The 17549-nt window shown below is 62.7% G+C and carries 13 protein-coding genes and 1 riboswitch; of the genes, 5 read left to right on the forward strand and 8 right to left on the reverse strand.

Annotated features, from left to right (window positions below; genetic code table 11):
• Positions 1–95: 95 nt before the first annotated feature.
• The 4 genes from ACSSVY_RS05850 to ACSSVY_RS05865 all read left to right on the forward strand — a co-directional run bounded on the left by ACSSVY_RS05850 (position 96) and on the right by ACSSVY_RS05865 (position 3401).
• A complete protein-coding gene (locus tag ACSSVY_RS05850; protein ID WP_454268470.1) occupies positions 96–557 on the forward strand; it encodes a peroxiredoxin in 462 nt (153 codons plus the stop codon).
• 20 nt (positions 558–577) lie between these two features.
• Positions 578–1381 (forward strand): ferritin-like domain-containing protein, encoded by an 804-nt coding sequence (locus tag ACSSVY_RS05855; protein WP_454268597.1) that lies wholly within the window; start codon positions 578–580, stop codon positions 1379–1381.
• Positions 1382–1564: 183 nt separating this feature from the next.
• On the forward strand, positions 1565–2884 hold the full coding sequence (locus ACSSVY_RS05860) for a DUF5930 domain-containing protein (RefSeq protein WP_454268471.1): 1320 nt from the start codon (positions 1565–1567) through the stop codon (positions 2882–2884).
• Positions 2874–3401 carry a bactofilin family protein gene (locus ACSSVY_RS05865; protein WP_454268472.1) on the forward strand — a complete coding sequence of 176 codons (528 nt, stop codon included), beginning with the start codon at positions 2874–2876 and terminating at the stop codon, positions 3399–3401. The genes ACSSVY_RS05860 and ACSSVY_RS05865 overlap by 11 nt, the downstream gene beginning before the upstream one ends.
• 75 nt (positions 3402–3476) lie before the next feature.
• Here the strand turns inward: ACSSVY_RS05865 and ACSSVY_RS05870 are convergent, their stop codons facing one another.
• Genes ACSSVY_RS05870 through ACSSVY_RS05885 form a run of 4 tightly spaced genes read right to left on the reverse strand, consistent with a single transcriptional unit; the run spans position 3477 to position 11460 of the window.
• A complete protein-coding gene (locus ACSSVY_RS05870) occupies positions 3477–4676 on the reverse strand; it encodes an HlyD family type I secretion periplasmic adaptor subunit (RefSeq protein ID WP_454268473.1) in 1200 nt (399 codons plus the stop codon).
• Position 4677: 1 nt separating this feature from the next.
• A complete protein-coding gene (locus tag ACSSVY_RS05875; protein ID WP_454268474.1) occupies positions 4678–6894 on the reverse strand; it encodes an ATP-binding cassette domain-containing protein in 2217 nt (738 codons plus the stop codon).
• Positions 6891–8252, reverse strand: coding sequence for a TolC family protein (locus ACSSVY_RS05880; protein WP_454268475.1), 1362 nt, complete (start codon positions 8250–8252; stop codon positions 6891–6893). Before ACSSVY_RS05880 ends, ACSSVY_RS05875 begins: the two co-directional genes overlap by 4 nt.
• A gap of 22 nt (positions 8253–8274) precedes the next feature.
• Positions 8275–11460 carry an Ig-like domain-containing protein gene (locus ACSSVY_RS05885; RefSeq protein ID WP_454268476.1) on the reverse strand — a complete coding sequence of 1062 codons (3186 nt, stop codon included), beginning with the start codon at positions 11458–11460 and terminating at the stop codon, positions 8275–8277.
• Between the two features lie 318 nt (positions 11461–11778).
• Here ACSSVY_RS05885 and argE point away from each other — a divergent pair, with 318 nt between their 5' ends.
• Positions 11779–12942, forward strand: coding sequence for an acetylornithine deacetylase (argE, locus tag ACSSVY_RS05890; RefSeq protein WP_454268477.1), 1164 nt, complete (start codon positions 11779–11781; stop codon positions 12940–12942).
• A gap of 162 nt (positions 12943–13104) precedes the next feature.
• On the opposite strand, the gene trmB is transcribed toward argE, so the two are convergent.
• From trmB to ACSSVY_RS05910, 4 genes are all read right to left on the reverse strand, one after another.
• On the reverse strand, positions 13105–13818 hold the full coding sequence (gene trmB, locus ACSSVY_RS05895) for a tRNA (guanine(46)-N(7))-methyltransferase TrmB (RefSeq protein ID WP_454268478.1): 714 nt from the start codon (positions 13816–13818) through the stop codon (positions 13105–13107).
• 44 nt (positions 13819–13862) lie between these two features.
• Positions 13863–15029, reverse strand: a complete 1167-nt coding sequence (metK, locus tag ACSSVY_RS05900) for a methionine adenosyltransferase (protein WP_454268479.1) — start codon at positions 15027–15029, stop codon at positions 13863–13865.
• A 5-nt stretch (positions 15030–15034) separates the two neighbouring features.
• A riboswitch (SAM-SAH riboswitch) is annotated at positions 15035–15082 on the reverse strand.
• Positions 15083–15120: 38 nt separating this feature from the next.
• Entirely contained in the window at positions 15121–16641 is a 1521-nt protein-coding gene (lnt, locus tag ACSSVY_RS05905) for an apolipoprotein N-acyltransferase (RefSeq protein ID WP_454268480.1), read from the reverse strand.
• A complete protein-coding gene (locus tag ACSSVY_RS05910; RefSeq protein ID WP_454268481.1) occupies positions 16634–17521 on the reverse strand; it encodes a CBS domain-containing protein in 888 nt (295 codons plus the stop codon). The genes lnt and ACSSVY_RS05910 overlap by 8 nt, the downstream gene beginning before the upstream one ends.
• Positions 17522–17549 lie beyond the last annotated feature (28 nt).

Consider the following 17549-nt stretch of genomic DNA (forward strand, 5'->3'; position numbering starts at 1 on the left):
GACGCGTCTTGCGCATCTCTTCTGCCTCGTGGCTTTATTCTCGCCTTTTGCGACCTAATATGGAATTCACATTTTTGCATCTCAGAGGAAACCCCATGCCAGATATGTCCGATACCGCTCCCGATTTCACGCTGCCGCGCGATGGCGGTGAAACTGTAACGCTCTCGGGCCTGCGCCCCGGCGTTGTTGTGCTGTTTTTCTACCCCCGTGATGACACCTCCGGTTGCACCAAAGAGGCGGTGGCCTTCTCCGCCCTCAAGGATCAGTTCGACGCCGCCGGCGCCACCGTGCTCGGCATTTCCAAGGACAGCCTCGCCAGTCATGAGAAATTCCGGGACAAACACGCGCTTTCGGTCCCGCTTTTGTCAGATGAGGATGCCGGTACCTGTGAAGCATATGGGGTCTGGACGGAAAAAAGCATGTATGGCAAGAAATTCTTTGGCATCGAGCGCTCGACCTTCCTCATCGATGGTGAGGGCCGCATCGCCCGCGTCTGGCGCAAGGTCAAAGTGCCCGGCCACGCCGAAGAGGTGCTGGACGCGGTCAAGGCGCTGTGAGCGACCCCACCCTGACAGAAATGGCCGTCGAGGTGCTCTCGACCCACGACGGCCGCGCCAAGACAGCACTCTCGCGGGCCCATGCCGCGACGTGGTTCGCCGCGCGCGAGGCGGGGCACGGCATTGCCTTGGGCCGTGCCACGCCGCCGCCGCGTCCTGCCCGCCCCGAGCACCCTGAATTGCTTGATCCGCGCGACGTGCCGCGCCGCCGTCCCGGCTCGGACAAGGGGCGCGTCGCCCTCCTGCATGCCGTGGCCCATATCGAACTCAATGCCGTGGACCTGCATTGGGACATCATCGCGCGCTTTGCCGACACCCCGATGCCCATCGGATTCTATGATGACTGGGTAAAGGCAGCAGACGAAGAATCCAAACATTTCAACCTGATATGCGACTGTCTTGAAGCATTGAACAGCCATTACGGCGCCCTGCCTGCCCACGCAGGCATGTGGCGCGCCGCCGAGGATACGGCGCAGGATTTCATGGGCCGCCTCGCTGTCGTGCCCATGGTGCTCGAGGCGCGCGGCCTCGATGTCACCCCCGGCATGATCGAGATTTTCCAGCGCGCGGGCGAAACCGGCGCCGTCACCGCCATGCAGGTGATCTATGCCGAGGAGGTGCATCATGTTGCCTATGGGTCCAAATGGTTTCATTTTCTCTGCGGTCGCCACGATCTCGACCCCAAGATCGCCTTCCACGACCTCGTGCGCCGCTACTTCCACGGCTCATTGAAACCCCCGTTCAACGAAGAGAAACGCGCCGAAGCCGGTTTGCCACCGGATTTCTACTGGCCGCTTAGCGACGCGCATTCTACCAGAGATTGAAATATTCTCCCATTTATCGGCGATTTTCCGCCAATCAAGCGGGAAACAGCCAAGCCTTGGAACCCGTTTGGTCAAAAATCTTGCCCAAAGCCCGACCACTGGCTAAGCACACTCCAACACGGCGGCTGGGATAATCGCAGCCACGCGCCGGATGATGACCGAGGCAACAAGGGCAGAAGACGCGTGAGAACAAGACTTGCGATAAAAGTTCACTCCATTCTGGAACGGTATTTCCCCGAGCGTCGGGTTTTTTTGCGGTCCGATACCGACACACGTTTCATCCGCCTGCGCCCCTCTACCCAACTTTTCGCCTTTGCCGGGGCTGCGGCCATCGTCGCATGGTCGATCATCGCCACGTCAATTCTGCTGATGGACAGCATCGGGTCTGGCAACTTCCGCGAACAGGCCAAGCGCGACCAGCGCACCTATGAAAACCGGCTCAATGCGCTCTCTTCCGAACGCGACAAACGCGCCGAAGAGGCGATTGCCGCACAGGAACGCTTCAGCTTCGCGCTGGAACAGATCTCGCTGATGCAATCCGAATTGCTGGCCTCTGAGACCCGCCGCCGCGAATTGGAAACCGGGATCGAGGTGATCCAAACCACCCTGCGGCGCACCATGTCCGAGCGGGAAACAGCCCGCCAAGAAGCCGAGCAATTGGCCCTCTCCTTGGAGACCGACGGCGCAACCGGCGCCGGCACCGGCACTGAAACGGGCACGGACGCGACGGTCGATTTTCTGACCGCCGCCCTCTCGGACGCAGCCGAAGAGCGCGACACGACGATTGCCAATGCGCAGGACGCGCTCTTGCACGCCGATGAAATGACAACGCAACTGCGCCTGCTCAAGGATCAGAACGACCAGATCTTCAGCCAACTTGAGGATGCGATGGCGATCTCCGTCGAACCCCTCGACAAGATGTTCCGCGCCGCAGGTCTCAACACCGACACGCTGCTCAATGCGGTGCGCCGGGGCTATTCCGGTCAGGGCGGTCCGCTGATGCCCCTGTCCTTCTCCACCCGCGGCGAAGAACCCTCGGTCGATGCCGAGCGCGCCAACCGCATCCTCAACCGGATGGACGAACTCAACCTCTACCGCATCGCCGCGCAAAAGGCTCCCTTCGCCCTACCCGTCAAGAGCGCGTTTCGCTTCACATCCGGCTATGGCATGCGCTGGGGCCGGATGCATCAGGGCACCGATTTCGCCGCCCCTCAGGGCACGCCGATCTATTCCACTGCCGATGGCGTCGTCACCCATGCGGGCTGGCTCTCGGGCTATGGCCGCCTGATCAAGATCAAGCACGCCTTCGGCATTGAAACCCGCTATGCCCACCTCTCGCAAATCCGCGTCAACGTCGGGCAAAGGGTCTCGCGCGGCGACCGGATTGGTGATATGGGCAACTCTGGACGTTCTACGGGCACACATCTACACTACGAGGTCCGCGTCGGCGACCAGTCCGTCAACCCCATGATATACATCAAGGCTGCAAACAATGTTTTCTAAGAGCAAAATCAACGAACCCGCGCAAAAGCCCGCAGAGGCCAAACCGGCTGCCTCCGAGAACCGGCTCGATTCGGCGCGGCCCGACGCGCTGAACAGTGAATTCAAGGCATCGGCCCCCAAGGCCAAGCCGCCCGCCTCGGTGCTGTCTTCGGACCTGCACGTGACAGGCAATCTCAAGACCACCGGCGACATCCAGGTCGAAGGCTCGATCGAGGGCGACATTCGCGCGCATCTGCTGACAGTGGGCGAAGGCGCCACCATCAAAGGTGAGGTCATTGCCGATGACGTCGTGATCAATGGCCGCATCGTGGGCCGCGTGCGTGGCCTCAAGGTGCGTCTGACCTCGACCGCTCGGGTTGAGGGCGACATCATCCACAAGACCATCGCCATCGAGAGCGGCGCGCATTTCGAGGGCTCGGTGCAGCGTCAGGACGACCCCCTGACCGGTAACAAATCTGCCCCCAAGCCGGCAATCCCCGCCGCAGCGGCCCCCGCACCGAAACCCGCCGAGGGCTGATCCAAGCAGGACATCACAAAAGGCGGCGTGGCCCCTGCCAACGCCGCCTTTTTCATGCCCGCCGCGCCTTGCCTCTTACGGCTCGCGCAGCGCCTGCTGGCTCTTGTAGAGCGGTTTCAGCAGATATTGCAGCACTGTCTTTTCGCCGGTGTGCAATTCCACCTCCGCCTGCATGCCGGGCCTGATCTCTATCCCCGCCTGCCGGGGCGTCAGCGCCCCCATATCCACGCGCAGCGTCACCTTGTAATGCGGATCGCCATCGGGATCACGCGCCCGCTCGTCCTTGAACGTATCGGCGGAAATGAAATCAACCCGCCCCTTCAGGGTGCCATAGATCGTGTAATCATAAGCCGTGAGCTTGATCGTCGCCTCCTGCCCGCGCCGGATATTGGCGATATTGCGCGGCTCGACCCGCGCCTCGACAAACATCTCCTCATCGAGCGGAATGATCTCCAGGATCTCCTCACCGGGGCGCACCACGCCGCCAATCGTCGTCACGCTCAGATTGTTGACCACTCCGCGCAACGGGCTCAGCAACACCGTCCGGTTGAGCTGATCCTGACTGGCGCGCAGAGTCTGGCGCAGGGTCGCCAATTCCTTCAAGGTCTCGGAATAGGCCTCGGCCCGCTCCAACTCGGCTTGCGTCACGATCTCGTCATAGCGCTTTTCGGCATCCGCATGCGCCTTGCGGGCGCGCGTCACTTCGATCAAGGCCACGATCTTTTTCTCGAGTAGCCCTTCCAAGAGCCGCTTTTCCTCGGCGGATTGCTGCATCACGCGTTTGGCGCCCTCACTGCTCTTGACGAAATCCTCCTGCCGCGCCCGCAAGAGCGCCCGCTCCGAGGCCACCATTTCCCCCGCCCGTGTCACAACCGCCTCGGGCACGGCGAAATCGAACTGCCCCGCCAATTCCGCCTCCAGCCGCAATTGCCGCACCTCAAGACCCGCAATCTGATCCTGCAAATCCGCCACTTCGGAATTGAACCGCGTATCGTGCAGCCGCGCCAGAACATCGCCACGCGCCACCACATCGCCCTCCTGCACCAACAGTTCCGCCAGAATCCCGCCCTCGAGGTTCTGGATGATCTGCGGCCGCGAGGTGGAAATGAACTCGCCCGGCGCGCGCACGATCTCGTCGATCCAGGCCAACGCCGCCCATAGGATGAAAATCCAGACACTCGCCGCACAGAGCCACACCATCAGGCTCGGACCGCGCAAGCGCCCGTTCAACTCTGCCAGAATGCTTGCGGTGCTGCGCGCGCCCACGTCGCTCATGTCATGCCCCTCCCGGCCCGGTCCCCGCCGCCTGCGCCAGATGCGCCAGCACCTGATCGCGCGGCCCGTCCACCGCCATGCGCCCGGCTTGCAGAATAAGTGTCCGGCTTGTCAGGCTCAGAATTGGCATCCGGTGCGTCGCAATCACCGCCGTGCGCCCCTTGAGCCATGTCTCAAGCCGGCTCACCAGCGTGCGCTCCAGCGTCTGATCCAGCGCCGCCGTCGGCTCGTCCAAGAGACACACCGCCGGGTCCTGCAACCACAGCCGCGCCCAGCCGATCGACTGCCGCTGCCCTTGGCTCAGCCCCTGACCGCCGTCAAGGATCTCCAGATCCAGCCCCTTGGGATGACCGCGCACAAACGGCCCCAGCCCGGCAAACTCCAACGCCTGCATCAACCGCGCGTCATCGCGCTCCAGCAAGGTTAGGTTCAGGTTCTCACGCAGGCTGCCGGTAAAGAGCCGCACATCCTGCCCCAGATAGCCGATCATCCGGCGCAAATCGCGCGGCGCGATCTGCCCCATATCGGTGCCATCCAGCATCAACCGCCCCCGGCTTGGGGCGTAAAGCCCCGACAAGAGCTTGAGAAAGGTCGATTTCCCCGACCCGTTGGTGCCCAGCACCGCCACCACCTGACCGGGCTGAATGATCAACCCCGGAATATCCAGAACCGGCGCGCCCCCCGCGTCATAGGCAAACTGCACCTCGCGCAGCTCATAGGCCCCGGTCAGGGACGTCCGCCGCAAATAGCTGCGCCCCTCGGCCTCGTCCTGCTCTGCCAGCGCAATCGCATCGAGCCCCGCCAGCGCCGATTTCACATTCCCCCACCGCGCCAGCGTCCCCGATAGCTGTGTCAGCGGCCCGAGCGTGCGGCTGGTCAAAATCCCCACGGCAATGATCGAGCCCACGGTGAATTCACCCGCAAAGACCAGATAGGCCCCAAGGATCACCGCCACGATATAGGTCGCCTGCTGCACCGCCTGCGCCCAGAAACTCAGCACCGATCCAAGCCGCCGCTGCTCGCTCGACTTGATCGCCTGAAGCGCCGTCAACTCTCCCCAGATGCGGCGAAACCGGTCCTCGGCCCGCTGCGTCTTGAGCGTATCAAGCTCAAAAATCGCCTCATGCAACAGCCGCGCGCCCCGCGCCCCCGCGCCTTGCATCTCATGGGTCAGGCGCATCATCCGCTTTTGCAGCAGGAAGCCGGGCAGCACCATGATGATCCCGCCCAAGATGAGAACCCAGACCACATTGCCCGCAATCGACGCCACCAGCGCCAGAAAGACCACGATGAACGGCAAATCCGTGAGCGTGCCGATGGTGGAGGCGGTAAAGAACTCCCGCACCGATCCGAATTCCCGCATCGCCGAAAAGATCTGCGACGGTCCCTTGCTGGCAATCTCGGACCGCATGCCCAGAATACGATCCATCAGAATACGCTGCACATTGAGTTCGATTTGCCGCCCGGCCCCGTCCATCAACTGCGCCCGCGCGATCTTGAGCGCGGCTTCCATCAGCAGCGCCAGACCCGCCCCTGCGGCCAGAACCCACAGCGTCGCCTCGGATTGATGCGGAATCACCCGGTCATAGACCTGAAGCGCGAACAGCGCGACCGCCACCGCCAGAATATTAGCCACGAAAGACCCAAGCGCCACCTCCGCGATATGCCGCTGAAATCCAGAAAACTGGCTCCAGAACCAATGCGGCGCGGCCTCGGGCGCGTCATGCGCGCGGCTCAGGCTCTGCACCGGCGCCTCGGCCCGCACCACTATGCCGGTAAAGACCGGCTCGAACTCGGCCAAGTCCACCTCGGCGCGCTGATCGGCACAGGTCGTGTCATGGATCGTCAAGACGTTGCCCGCCTGCGACAGCACCAGCACGAATTGCCCGCTTGTCATCTGCGCCAGCGCCGGCCAGTGATCGGGATGCGGCTGCGCCACCGGCTCGACCCGCGCCATCAGCCCCGCCGCCTCCAGCCCATCCACCAGCGCACGCGGCTGCGGCTGATCGGCAGGGCCACCGCCCGCCTTGCTCGCGATCATCGCCTCTAGAATATCGCGCTCGACCGCCTCAACCCCCAAGAGCGCGGCATAGGTCACGCCCAGTTTCGCCCGCGCCACAGCCCGCTCGCCGAACCGTGCCGGCGCGGGCTGTGGGCCACTCGCCTCAACCCCGCGCACGCCGGTGGTGATCGTCAGGGCGACGGGGGCCTTGGTCAAATCCGGCTCCCCTCCGCCAGCACACCAAGGTGCCGCGCCAATTGCAACCGCGCCAGCGCCAGTTCATATTTCAGCGCCAGTGCGCGTGCCTGCCTCTGGGCAAAGGTCTCGTAGACACCGACCACATCCATGACCTCGCGCTGTCCGGCATCATATTGCGCCTGAAAGAGATCAAGATTGGCCTTGGCCGTGTCGCGCAGCGTGCTCGCCTCGCCCACCTGCCGTGACAGGGCACTCAACTGCCCTTCCAGCCGCTGCACCACCCGGTCGCTGTCCTCATCGGCCTGCGCGCGGCGGCGCTTGGCGGCTTCCTTGTCGGCCTCGGCAGCCTTCAACTGCGCCCCGGTGCCCAAACCCAGCAATTGCTCGGACCGCAGATTGAGCCCGAAACTCGTATCGCCATTGCCCACCGTCCCCCCGGCGGTCAACCCCGGCAAGAGGCCCGCCCGCGCCATCACCGCCTCGGCGGTGTCGCGCTCGGCCTCGGCCATGGCGCGCAACACATCGAGCGCCGCGACAGCCCCCGCATCAACCGGCACCTCCGACAGGCCCGTAACCCCGCCCAGGGGCTGCGCCGCCATGGCGTTCAACTCGGCAATGGCCGTAGCTTCAGCCTCTTGCTGCCCGGCCATCACCTCACGGATTTCCGCCAGACGCGAGCGCAGGATATTGAGGTCGGACATATCCGACACGCCACCCTTGACCCGCTCCGACATGATCCATTCGAACCGGCTCATATCCTCCAGCGTGCGCCGCTCCACCGCCAGACGCTCGCGCGCCTGCGACGCATCAAGATAGAGCGACAGCCCTTCAAAGACCCGCCCGTTCACATCCTCGGCCAGCGTCACGGCGGCCACCTCGACATCGGCCTTGGCAAACTCACGCTCGGCCTTCTTGCGGCCATTGTCATAGAGCACCTGCTCGACAATCAACTGACTGACCATATCACTCAGACTGGTCAGGCTGAGATTGGGTCCGATGCGCGGCAACCAGTTCTTCGATGCCGCCTCGGCCCGCAGCCGCGCGCTCAGCAAATCCGCCTCGGCGCTGCGGCTATAGGCGGCCAGAACCGACCCCGCAACCTGATCAAAACTGCTGCCGGTCACCAGAACCGACCGCCGCGCCTGCAACTCGCTGATGATTTCCGATTGCGCGGCCTCTTTGGCCCGTGCCTCTTGATCGGGCCGCAGATCCGGACCCGCCGCCAGCCGCGACACCTCGGCATCGTCGCTGCCGCCATCGCGCAAACACCCTGCCATAGCCAGACAGGCCCCCGCCAGCAACAGTCCCCTCGTTACAGTCCCCATACATAGTCCTCCGACCGTTTCGGCCTTGTCGTTGGAAACGCGCGCCAGCATGGGCGCGCGTCTCTATCCGTCATCAGGTGACGATCTGGATATCGTCATCCACCACCACCGTGGCATCATTGCCCAGCGTGTAGATGTCAAAGCTCTGACCGTCGATCACCGTATTGCCTGTGGCCTCGGCCCCGGTCAGCGTGACGCGGTCATCCGCGCCCCCCTGAACCAGAACCGTGTCGCTATTGCCCGAGAGCGCCAGAACCTGCGCTTCTGTCAGGCTCAGTTGCGCCTGATCCCCAAACCGCAGATCAATCGTCTCGATGTCAAAGGCCCTGAGGTTGGGATTGGCGATATTGACAACCGATGTGCTGGTCTCGTCGAGCACGACATAGGTGCTCGCGGTATTGCCCCCGGCATCGGTGCTCGTCACCACCAGCTGTGATCCATCCGGGACCGGCGAAACCTGCCCTGCCCCATTGAGAAAGAAGTAATCCGTCTCGCCGGTAAACGGGTTGACCTGCTCACCCAGCGCCAATTCCCGCACATTGCCACCGGTGTCGACTTGGTGGATGCTCACATCATCGGTGCTGGTTTCCACCGTCGCATTGCGATAACCATCGCCCTGCCGGAAATAGCCCACGATCCCCGGCGTCTCGGGTGCCACCATATCCAGCGTCAGACTGCTGGTGATCTCACGGGTATTGCCCGCCCAATCGGTTGCAGAAACCACCATCGCGGCCTGACCGTCCTGCCGCGGGATATCCCCGTTTGGCAGGGTCACCGACCAGTTGCCATTGGCATCCACAACCGTCTGATAGGTCTTGTCAAAGATCCGCACATCCGCGCTCGATCCCGCTTCGACCTGCCCGGTCAGGGTCACGCCTCCCGCCGCCTCAGAGATGTTGACGATATTGTCCGGCGTCACCGGCCCATCTTGGCTCAGGTCATTGACCAGCGTATCGACCCGCACCGTATCGGTTAGAAAGGCGCTATTGCCCGCCGCATCGGTCACATCCACCCGCAGGGCCGCGTCCCGCTCACCGGACGCAATCTCGTTGGGGCCGAAATTGGCCACCCAAGTTCCATTGGCCGCCACCTGCGCTTCGTGCCGAACCCCGTCGATGGTGACAAACACCCGGCTGCCCGGCTCGATCGTACCGGTCACGTTGAACCCGCCGGTGGCAATGTCATTGTTGATGACATCGCGCCCATCCGCCCCGATCGCGAGGTTGAGATCGCTGAGGCTGAGGTTGTCCACCTGCGTGTCCACCCGCACCGTCGTCTCGACCGCGGTCGGATTGCCCGCCGCATCCACCGTGCGCGCGCTCACCTCGGGCACATGCGTGCCGCGCGTGATCTCGGCGCTCTCATAGCGGCTCTGCCACCGGCCCGTGCCATCCGTCTGCACCGTATGCTCAACCCCGTCGAGGCTAACGACAACCGTCGCCCCGGCATCGGCCGTGCCCGTAACCAGCACCCCGGCGTCCGCCTCGGCCCCGTTGATCACCCCGTCACCGGCAATCGCGCCTGCGTTCAGCGTCAAGAGACCGGCCTCGGTATCCACGCTCACCGCTTGGCGCAATTCGCTGACGTTGCCCGCCGCATCCGTGGCCACCGCCACCACATCGCCGCTATAGGTGCCGCTTGCGATCTGCGCGCCGGTAAAGTTCGCCGTCCAGCGGCCATCCGCCGCCACGACCGCATCCACCACCGCCGTGCCAAAGGCAAGCTTGACCGACGAGCCCGGCTCAACCGTGCCGCTCATGGTAAAGCCATCGCCCTGCTCGGCTGCGTTGATCACGCCATCCGCGCCACCCGGCGTGCCCGTCATGCCGAAATCACGCACCTCGGTATCGACACGGAACGTTCCACTGGTGCTGCTGGCATTGCCTGCCGCATCGACCGTGGTCGCCGTTACCTCTGTTTCATATTGCCCACCGGGCAGCGTGCCCGGATCAAATTCGGCTGTCCAGGTGCCATCCGCGCCCACGACCACCTCACGGGACACACCCTCGACCGTGACCGTCACCGTGGCCCCAGCCGTCGACGTGCCGGTGATCGAAACACCCGCAGCCTCCTCCACCAGATTGACGACACCATCGCCGCCAACCGCACCGGAATTGATCGCAATGGGATGCGGCACCGTATCCAGCGCCACCACATCCGTGACCACGGTGGAATTGCCAAAGCCATCCGTCGCGGTGATCACCACCGCCACCTCGCGCTCGCCACCGGGAATATCGGCGGGGTCGAACACCACCTGCCACTGACCATCCTCACCGATCACCGTGGTCTCGGTCACGCCCTCGATCACAACGGAAATATCAGCCCCCGGCTCGCCGTTTCCGGTGATCTCGATCCCGTCCGCGTAATCCTCGGCATTGACGATATCGTCGGTCGAGACCACACCGTCTTCGATCACGACCTCAGGCGGCGTGGTGTCGATCACGACAACCGGCCCCTCCAGCGTGGTCTCGGTGCCATCGGGCTCCGTCACCACGACGACCACATCATGCTCGCCATCCTCGGGGAAGGTCTCGCCCTCAAAGACGACCTCCCATTTGCCCTCATCATCCGCCTCGGTGGTGACCGTCTGATCGCCAATCGTCACCTCGACCTCGGACCCCGGCTCGGCATCGCCGGTGATCGCGATCGAGGGATCGCTCGCGTCCCCACCAATGCTGATCGTGCCATCTTCATTGACTTTAGGCTCGATGCGCGGGCGAGCACCGCCGCCGCCGCCTTCACCGCCACCGCCGACCACAGCCGCCGTAGCAAGCCCCGCAGCGCCAACGCCGCCCACCCCCAAGAGACCACCGCCCCCCAAGAGCGCAGCCCCCAGCATCGACACCTCATCCTCCTCTCCCGGTGTGGTAATCTCGTTACCCCCGAGAAAGATCAGCTCCTCATCCGGGCTCCACTTGGCCCATTGCTCGGTCGGCCCGTATTGCGCATAGACCAGCCCATCGCCACCCTCGCTCAGCGTCACCTCATTGAGATAGCCATCGGCACTGATGAAGAGCCGGCTCGCGGGCGCGCCCGCCGAGGAATAATACCCCTCCAGCAGCACAACCCGACCATCCGCCAGAGTGATCACAAGGTTCGACCCGTCACGGGAAAATCCCTGAATATCCATCTGTCTCAGATTTAAGGAAATCTCTTGTCCGTGACCGGCCGGGATGACCGTAACGCCACCTTGATCCGAAAGAGAACCACGCTGCGCTTCACTCACACCCGTACGGGCGATAAAATCAATCGCTTTCATAACACCACCACTCTGACCTCAGGACTCGACACTTTGGTGTGTCGATTTGTTTTATTGCCTCACAATTATCTTTCTTCCCCAACTATCGCTAGATGTTTTTAGGGCGTGACCATCAAAATAAGCCCATTTTCAATAGATATAGACTGATCGAGTCAATTTCGCCACGCGGCACCACACGGCGGAGTCGTTTACGCAACACGCCGCACACGTTAAACGCATGTTCAGGCCGTTTTCAGCCGGACAGGGGGTTGACGGGCACGTCTCACACCAACACAGTCACACAGTTTCAAACCCCGCCCCACCACAGGATCATAACCCGTGACGACCCAACTTTCCGATACCGTGGGCCTCCTGCGCGAATTGATCGCCTTTCCCACGATCTCCGAACTCAGCAATCTCGACATGATCGCCTATCTCGGACACCGCTTGGACTCCGCAGGGGCGCGGGTGGACATCTTTCACGACGACATCGGCCACAAGGCCAATCTCTTCGCCACCATCGGCCCCGAGGTCGATGGCGGCATCGTGCTCTCTGGCCATTCCGATGTGGTGCCCGTCGCCGAACAGGATTGGGCCTCTGACCCCTTCGAGCTGACCGAACATGACGGGCATCTCTACGGGCGCGGCACCTGCGACATGAAAGGCTTCATCGCTGCCGCCGTCACCATGGCCCCCTATTTCGCCGAGCGGGTGCGCGACCGCCCCATTCACTTTGCCTTCACCTATGACGAGGAAGTGGGCTGTTTCGGCGCACAGGCCCTTGTGGACAGCCTGCGCGCCCGCGGCATCCGCCCCGGCGTCGCCATCATCGGCGAGCCCACCTTGATGCGCGTGATCGAGGGTCACAAGGGCTGCTACGAATACACCACCCAGTTCTGCGGCCTAGCCGGCCACGGCTCCGCCCCGGACCGGGGCGTCAATGCGGTTGAATACGCCGTGCGCTACGTCAATCGTCTTTTGGAACTCAAAGAGGCCCTGCGCGCGCGCGCGCCCAAGGACAGCCGCTTTGATCCGCCTTGGACCACGATCAACACCGGCTCGCTCAAGGGCGGTGTGGCCCATAACGTCATTGCCTCCAACGCCATTATCGAATGGGAAATGCGCCCCGTTCAGGCCGCCGACGCTCTCTTTGTCAAAGAAGACCTGCGCCGCTACTGCGAGGAAATGCTCCTCCCCCGCATGCGCGAGATTTGCCCCGAGGCCACGGTGACCACCCAAGTCATCGGCGAGGTTGACGGGCTGGAACCCACAGAGGTGAACGAGGCGCGCGACATTATGATGGAACTCACCGGCGCGAATGGCGCCGACCTCGTGCCCTTCGGCACCGAGGCAGGGCTGTTCCAGAGCTATGGCATGTCCGCCGTGGTCTGCGGCCCCGGCTCCATTGATCAGGCCCACAAACCTGACGAGTACCTGGCGCTCGACCAGCTCCAGCAGTGCCTCGACATGCTGGGGCGGTTGGGGGACAGGCTGGGACGCTAGAGCACGTTGTTCTGATCGGGACCACATCGCCCCGGCCCCCGAGCCGGGGCCTCCACCCCGCCGCAGCGAGGTCCCGGGTCAAGCCCGGGACGGGTATGGCTTCGATCCAGCACAGCACGCCCCAAGGGGCGATAGCGGCCTGCGCGCCGAACGAGCCGCCGCTCAAACCCGCCGAAACGTCAGGTAATGCGGCACCCGGCCTTCGCGCAGCGCCTTTTGCTCATAGCGCGTGGAAATCCAATCACCCCAAGGATCGCGCCAATCCGCAGGCCCCTCGGCCAGCCATTCGAACCCGGCACGCGGCACCTCTTCCAGAGTTTGCCGCACATAATCCGGAATATCCGTTGCAACTCGGAAAATAGCGCCTTTTTTCAATACTTTGCTGAGCGGAGCCAAATGCGCCTGCGTGACGAATCGCCTGCGGTGATGGCGCTTTTTGGGCCAGGGGTCAGGATACAAGAGAAACGCCCGCGACACCGACGCCTCAGGTAGAACATCAAACATATTTCGGACATCACCCGGATAAACCGCAACATTCTGCGCCTCCGCCGCCCGGATTTTCCCCAAGAGCATCGCCACACCGTTGATGAACGGCTCGCAACCGATGATGCCAACCTCCGGATTCTGCGCGGCCTGATGCACCATATGCTCACCACCGCCAAACCCGATCTCGAGCCAGACCTCACGATCCCCGAAAAGTGACTTTAGATCAATCGGTTGCCGCTCGGGGTTCACGTCCCAATCGACGGTCCCCGGTGACAATTTCGCCAAGTCCTCTTCCAGATAGGTCTCTTGGCTCGGCCGCAGGGTCTTACCCTTGAACCGGCCATAGAAATTGCGCCACGGCGCGCCTGTCGGATGTCTGTCTTGGCTCATTCTCTGTTAAACTGGCGCATAAAGATCATGCGCCAGCCCTTTGATCACACAGCTTTTTTCAGAGCATCAACCAGATCGGTCCGCTCCCAGCTAAAGCCGCCATCAGCCTCCGGTGCACGTCCGAAATGGCCATAGGCCGCGGTACGGGCATAGATTGGCCGCGTCAATTCCAGATGCTCGCGGATGCCACGCGGCGTCAGGTCCATACACTGCGCTACTGCATTTTCTATAGCAGTTTCATGCACTTGCCCGGTGCCGTGGGTATCGACATAAATCGACAACGGCTTGGCCACACCAATCGCATAGCTCAGTTGCAGGGTGCATTTCTGCGCCAAACCCGCCGCCACGACGTTCTTCGCCAGATAGCGCGCCGCATAAGCCGCTGATCTGTCTACCTTTGTCGGATCCTTGCCGGAAAACGCGCCGCCGCCATGCGGGGCTGCCCCACCGTAGGTATCCACGATGATCTTGCGCCCTGTCAGGCCCGCATCGCCATCCGGTCCACCAATCACAAAGGTGCCCGTCGGGTTCACATGCCATTCGGTCTCATCGCTCAGCCAGCCCGCAGGCAGCACCTCGCGGATGTAAGGCTCTACAATTGCACGAATATCGTCGCTGGTCTGGCTTTCATCCGCATGCTGCGTCGACAGCACAAGCTGCGTCACCGCCACCGGACGACCACCCTCATAGCGCAGGGTCAATTGCGATTTGGCATCCGGGCCCAGCGTCGGCTCCGCCCCGGATTTGCGCACTTCAGCCAACCGCTTGAGGATCGCATGCGAATAGAGGATCGGGGCCGGCATGAATTCCGGTGTCTCATCAACGGCATAGCCGAACATGATACCCTGATCCCCGGCCCCGTCACGATCCACGCCCTGCGCGATATGCGCGGATTGCGCATGCAACATATTGTGCAATTTCAAGGTGTTCCAATGGAACGCGTCTTGTTCATAGCCGATATCACGCACGCAGTCGCGCACGATTCCGTCGATCCGCCCCATGAAATCCGCCAGTCGGGATTTGTCCGTCAGACCGACCTCACCCCCCACAACGACGCAATTGGTGGTGGCAAAGGTCTCGCAGGCAACCCGCGCATTGGCCTCCTCGGTCAGAAACGCATCGAGGATCGCGTCGGAAATCCGGTCACAGACCTTATCCGGATGCCCCTCCGAAACGGATTCGGAGGTGAAAAGATAGTTATGTCTTGCCATGAAGATGCTCCATTGAATGTCACCGCCACGCCAGGAAGCCGTTGTGGGGGATTAGAGCGTGGTTACGCCCGCATATTGCCAGCGTCAATGCCTATCTGACCACTCTTGCACGCCTGTGGCCAACCCGTGACAACCCCAGCAAAACAAGGAAAACCGCCAGCATCGGCGCATCACCCAGCCGCGCGTAAACCGTTGGCGGCAATGCAGGTGGCAGGGCCGCATCCCGCCATCCCGCCTCCCCGAGGGGCAACGCCTCGGTGATCCGACCCGTGGCGTCGATCATGGCCGAAACACCCGTGTTGGCGACCCGGATCATCGGCAGGCCAAATTCCGCGCTACGCAGCCGCGCCTGCGCAAGATGCTGATAAGGCCCAGAAAACTTGCCGAACCAGGCGTCATTGGTGATCAGCAGAATGAAATCCGCCCGCTCTGGTGCCGATCGCAGATCCTGCGCGAAAACCCCCTCATAGCAGATCAGTGGCAAGGCCCGCCCAAGCGTCCCCATGTTGATCACCTGCGCCCCCGGACCGGGCGAAAACCCCTGACCATCCTTGGAGGCCATGCCGTGAATGCCCCAGTCCGCCAAGAGGTCGCCATACGGCATGTATTCGCCAAAGGGCACCAGATGATGCTTGTCATAGACGGCCGTCACACGGCCCCCCGCCTCGACCAACGCCAGTGTATTAAAGAGCCGCTGTGCATCGTAGCGTTGCAAGCCCACGACCACCGGCACAGCACCCGCCGCCTCTGAAATCACCTCAAGCGTCTGTGCTGCATTCTCAAGCAGCACCGGCACAGCCGTTTCCGGCCAGACAATCAGGTCAGGCCGCACCTCCCCTGCCGCCGAAAACATCACCTGTCGGTCAAAGAATTCGCGCATCTTGTCGGGACGCCATTTCTCATTCTGCGGCGCATTGGGCTGGATCAGCCGCACGATGGCCGCATCCGGCCCCGCTGCGACCTCTGGGGTCAAACCTGCACCAATCGGCCACAAAACCGCGAGCCCCGCAACCCCGAGCAAGCCAACACGCGCGCCCGTTATCCCATGCCAGAGCGCCACCGCCGCCAGAAGCACCAGCGCCATCAGCCCGGCAGAGCCGAGATATGAGGCCCAATGCAAGAACGGCGTGTCGATCAGCACATGCCCCGGCTGCGCCCAGGGAAACCCCGTCAAAACATAGCCGCGCGCCAGTTCCAGCAGCCCCAGACCACCGATGAACCCAACGGCCCCACCGCCCATGATCCGACCAAGCGCAAGACCCGCCGCCCAAAAGAGCGCTAGTCCCCCCGCCAATCCCAAGAGCGCAAAGGGCGCCATCCAGCCGTGCCGCGCCACGTCCACCAGAAACGGCTCTATGATCCAATTGAGCGAGACCAGAAAATACCCGGTGCCAAGCGCCCAGCCCAGCCCGACCGCTTGACGCCAGCTCCCGCTCCGCAAGAACAGGCCGAAACCCAGCGCCAGCGCCACGATGGTCAGAGGCCAGGCACCGACCGGCGCCTGCCCAAGGGCTGCCACAGCCCCGATCCCGCCCCCTACAAGACTGCGCCAGCGGCGTGGCAGGACCGCAATCCGACAGGCAAGCACCGCAGCGCGGCCTGTTTCAGCCATTCTTCGCCTCTGGCAGGCGGACGCGCACCCGCTTGATCCGGCGCGGATCGGCCTCCATCACCTCGATCACCGGGCCCGCAGGATGCTCGATCACCTCACCGCGCACCGGCACACGCCCCAACAGCATAAAGACCAACCCCCCAAGCGTGTCGATCTCTTCCTCGTCGATCTCATCCGACTCGGTCAGCGATTGACCGATCTCGGCTTCAAAGTCCTCCAGCGGCGTTTTCGCCAAGGCCACGTAACAGCCGGGTCTTTCCAGCGTCCAGTATTGGCCCTCGTCGATGTCGTGCTCGTCCTCGATCTCGCCGACGACTTGCTCAATCAGGTCCTCAATGGTCACCAGACCGTCGACACCGCCGTATTCGTCGATCACCAGCGCCATATGCCGCCGTTCCGCCTGCATCTTTTGCAAAAGCACCCCAATCGGCATCGAGGGCGGCACAAAGAGCAAGGGTCGCAGCATGTCATTGAGAACAAACGCCTCACTGCCACCGTTAAACCCGTGTTTGAGCGCAAAATCCTTGAGGTGGATCATGCCGGTCGGGGTATCCAGCGTGCCGTCATAGACCGGCAGGCGTGACATGCCGCTGTCGCGGAACACATGCACCAGATCCTCTTTTGTGATTGTATCAGGGACCGAGACAATGTCAGCCTTGGGGATGGCCACATCCTCGACTGCCATATGTCGCAGGTTTCCCATGCCTGGCACCCCGTTTGCCGGAGCAGCATGCTGATCTTCGGCCTCAGCCGCTTCATCAGTTGTCGAAAAAACCCCAAGTATCCGGCGGAAAAATCCACCCGAGTCTTCGGTATCCTTCTCGTCTTCAGACTGCGCGCTCTGCGCTGCCGTAGACGATCCGTCTATACTCTCGCCCATCCATCTCTTTCCAGGTGACAGGGCACAA

The organism is Roseovarius sp. MBR-51, assembly GCF_053628575.1.

Bases quoted from the DNA above. Each gene is read 5' to 3' on its own strand.
- trmB (WP_454268478.1), bottom strand. From the start codon at position 13,818: ATGAGCCAAGACAGACATCCGACAGGCGCGCCGTGGCGCAATTTCTAT.
- ACSSVY_RS05855 (WP_454268597.1), top strand. From the start codon at position 578: ATGGCCGTCGAGGTGCTCTCGACCCACGACGGCCGCGCCAAGACAGCA.
- ACSSVY_RS05850 (WP_454268470.1), top strand. From the start codon at position 96: ATGCCAGATATGTCCGATACCGCTCCCGATTTCACGCTGCCGCGCGAT.
- ACSSVY_RS05865 (WP_454268472.1), top strand. From the start codon at position 2,874: ATGTTTTCTAAGAGCAAAATCAACGAACCCGCGCAAAAGCCCGCAGAG.
- lnt (WP_454268480.1), bottom strand. From the start codon at position 16,641: ATGGCTGAAACAGGCCGCGCTGCGGTGCTTGCCTGTCGGATTGCGGTC.
- ACSSVY_RS05880 (WP_454268475.1), bottom strand. From the start codon at position 8,252: ATGCTGGCGCGCGTTTCCAACGACAAGGCCGAAACGGTCGGAGGACTA.
- ACSSVY_RS05910 (WP_454268481.1), bottom strand. From the start codon at position 17,521: ATGGGCGAGAGTATAGACGGATCGTCTACGGCAGCGCAGAGCGCGCAG.
- metK (WP_454268479.1), bottom strand. From the start codon at position 15,029: ATGGCAAGACATAACTATCTTTTCACCTCCGAATCCGTTTCGGAGGGG.
- ACSSVY_RS05870 (WP_454268473.1), bottom strand. From the start codon at position 4,676: ATGAGCGACGTGGGCGCGCGCAGCACCGCAAGCATTCTGGCAGAGTTG.
- ACSSVY_RS05885 (WP_454268476.1), bottom strand. From the start codon at position 11,460: ATGAAAGCGATTGATTTTATCGCCCGTACGGGTGTGAGTGAAGCGCAG.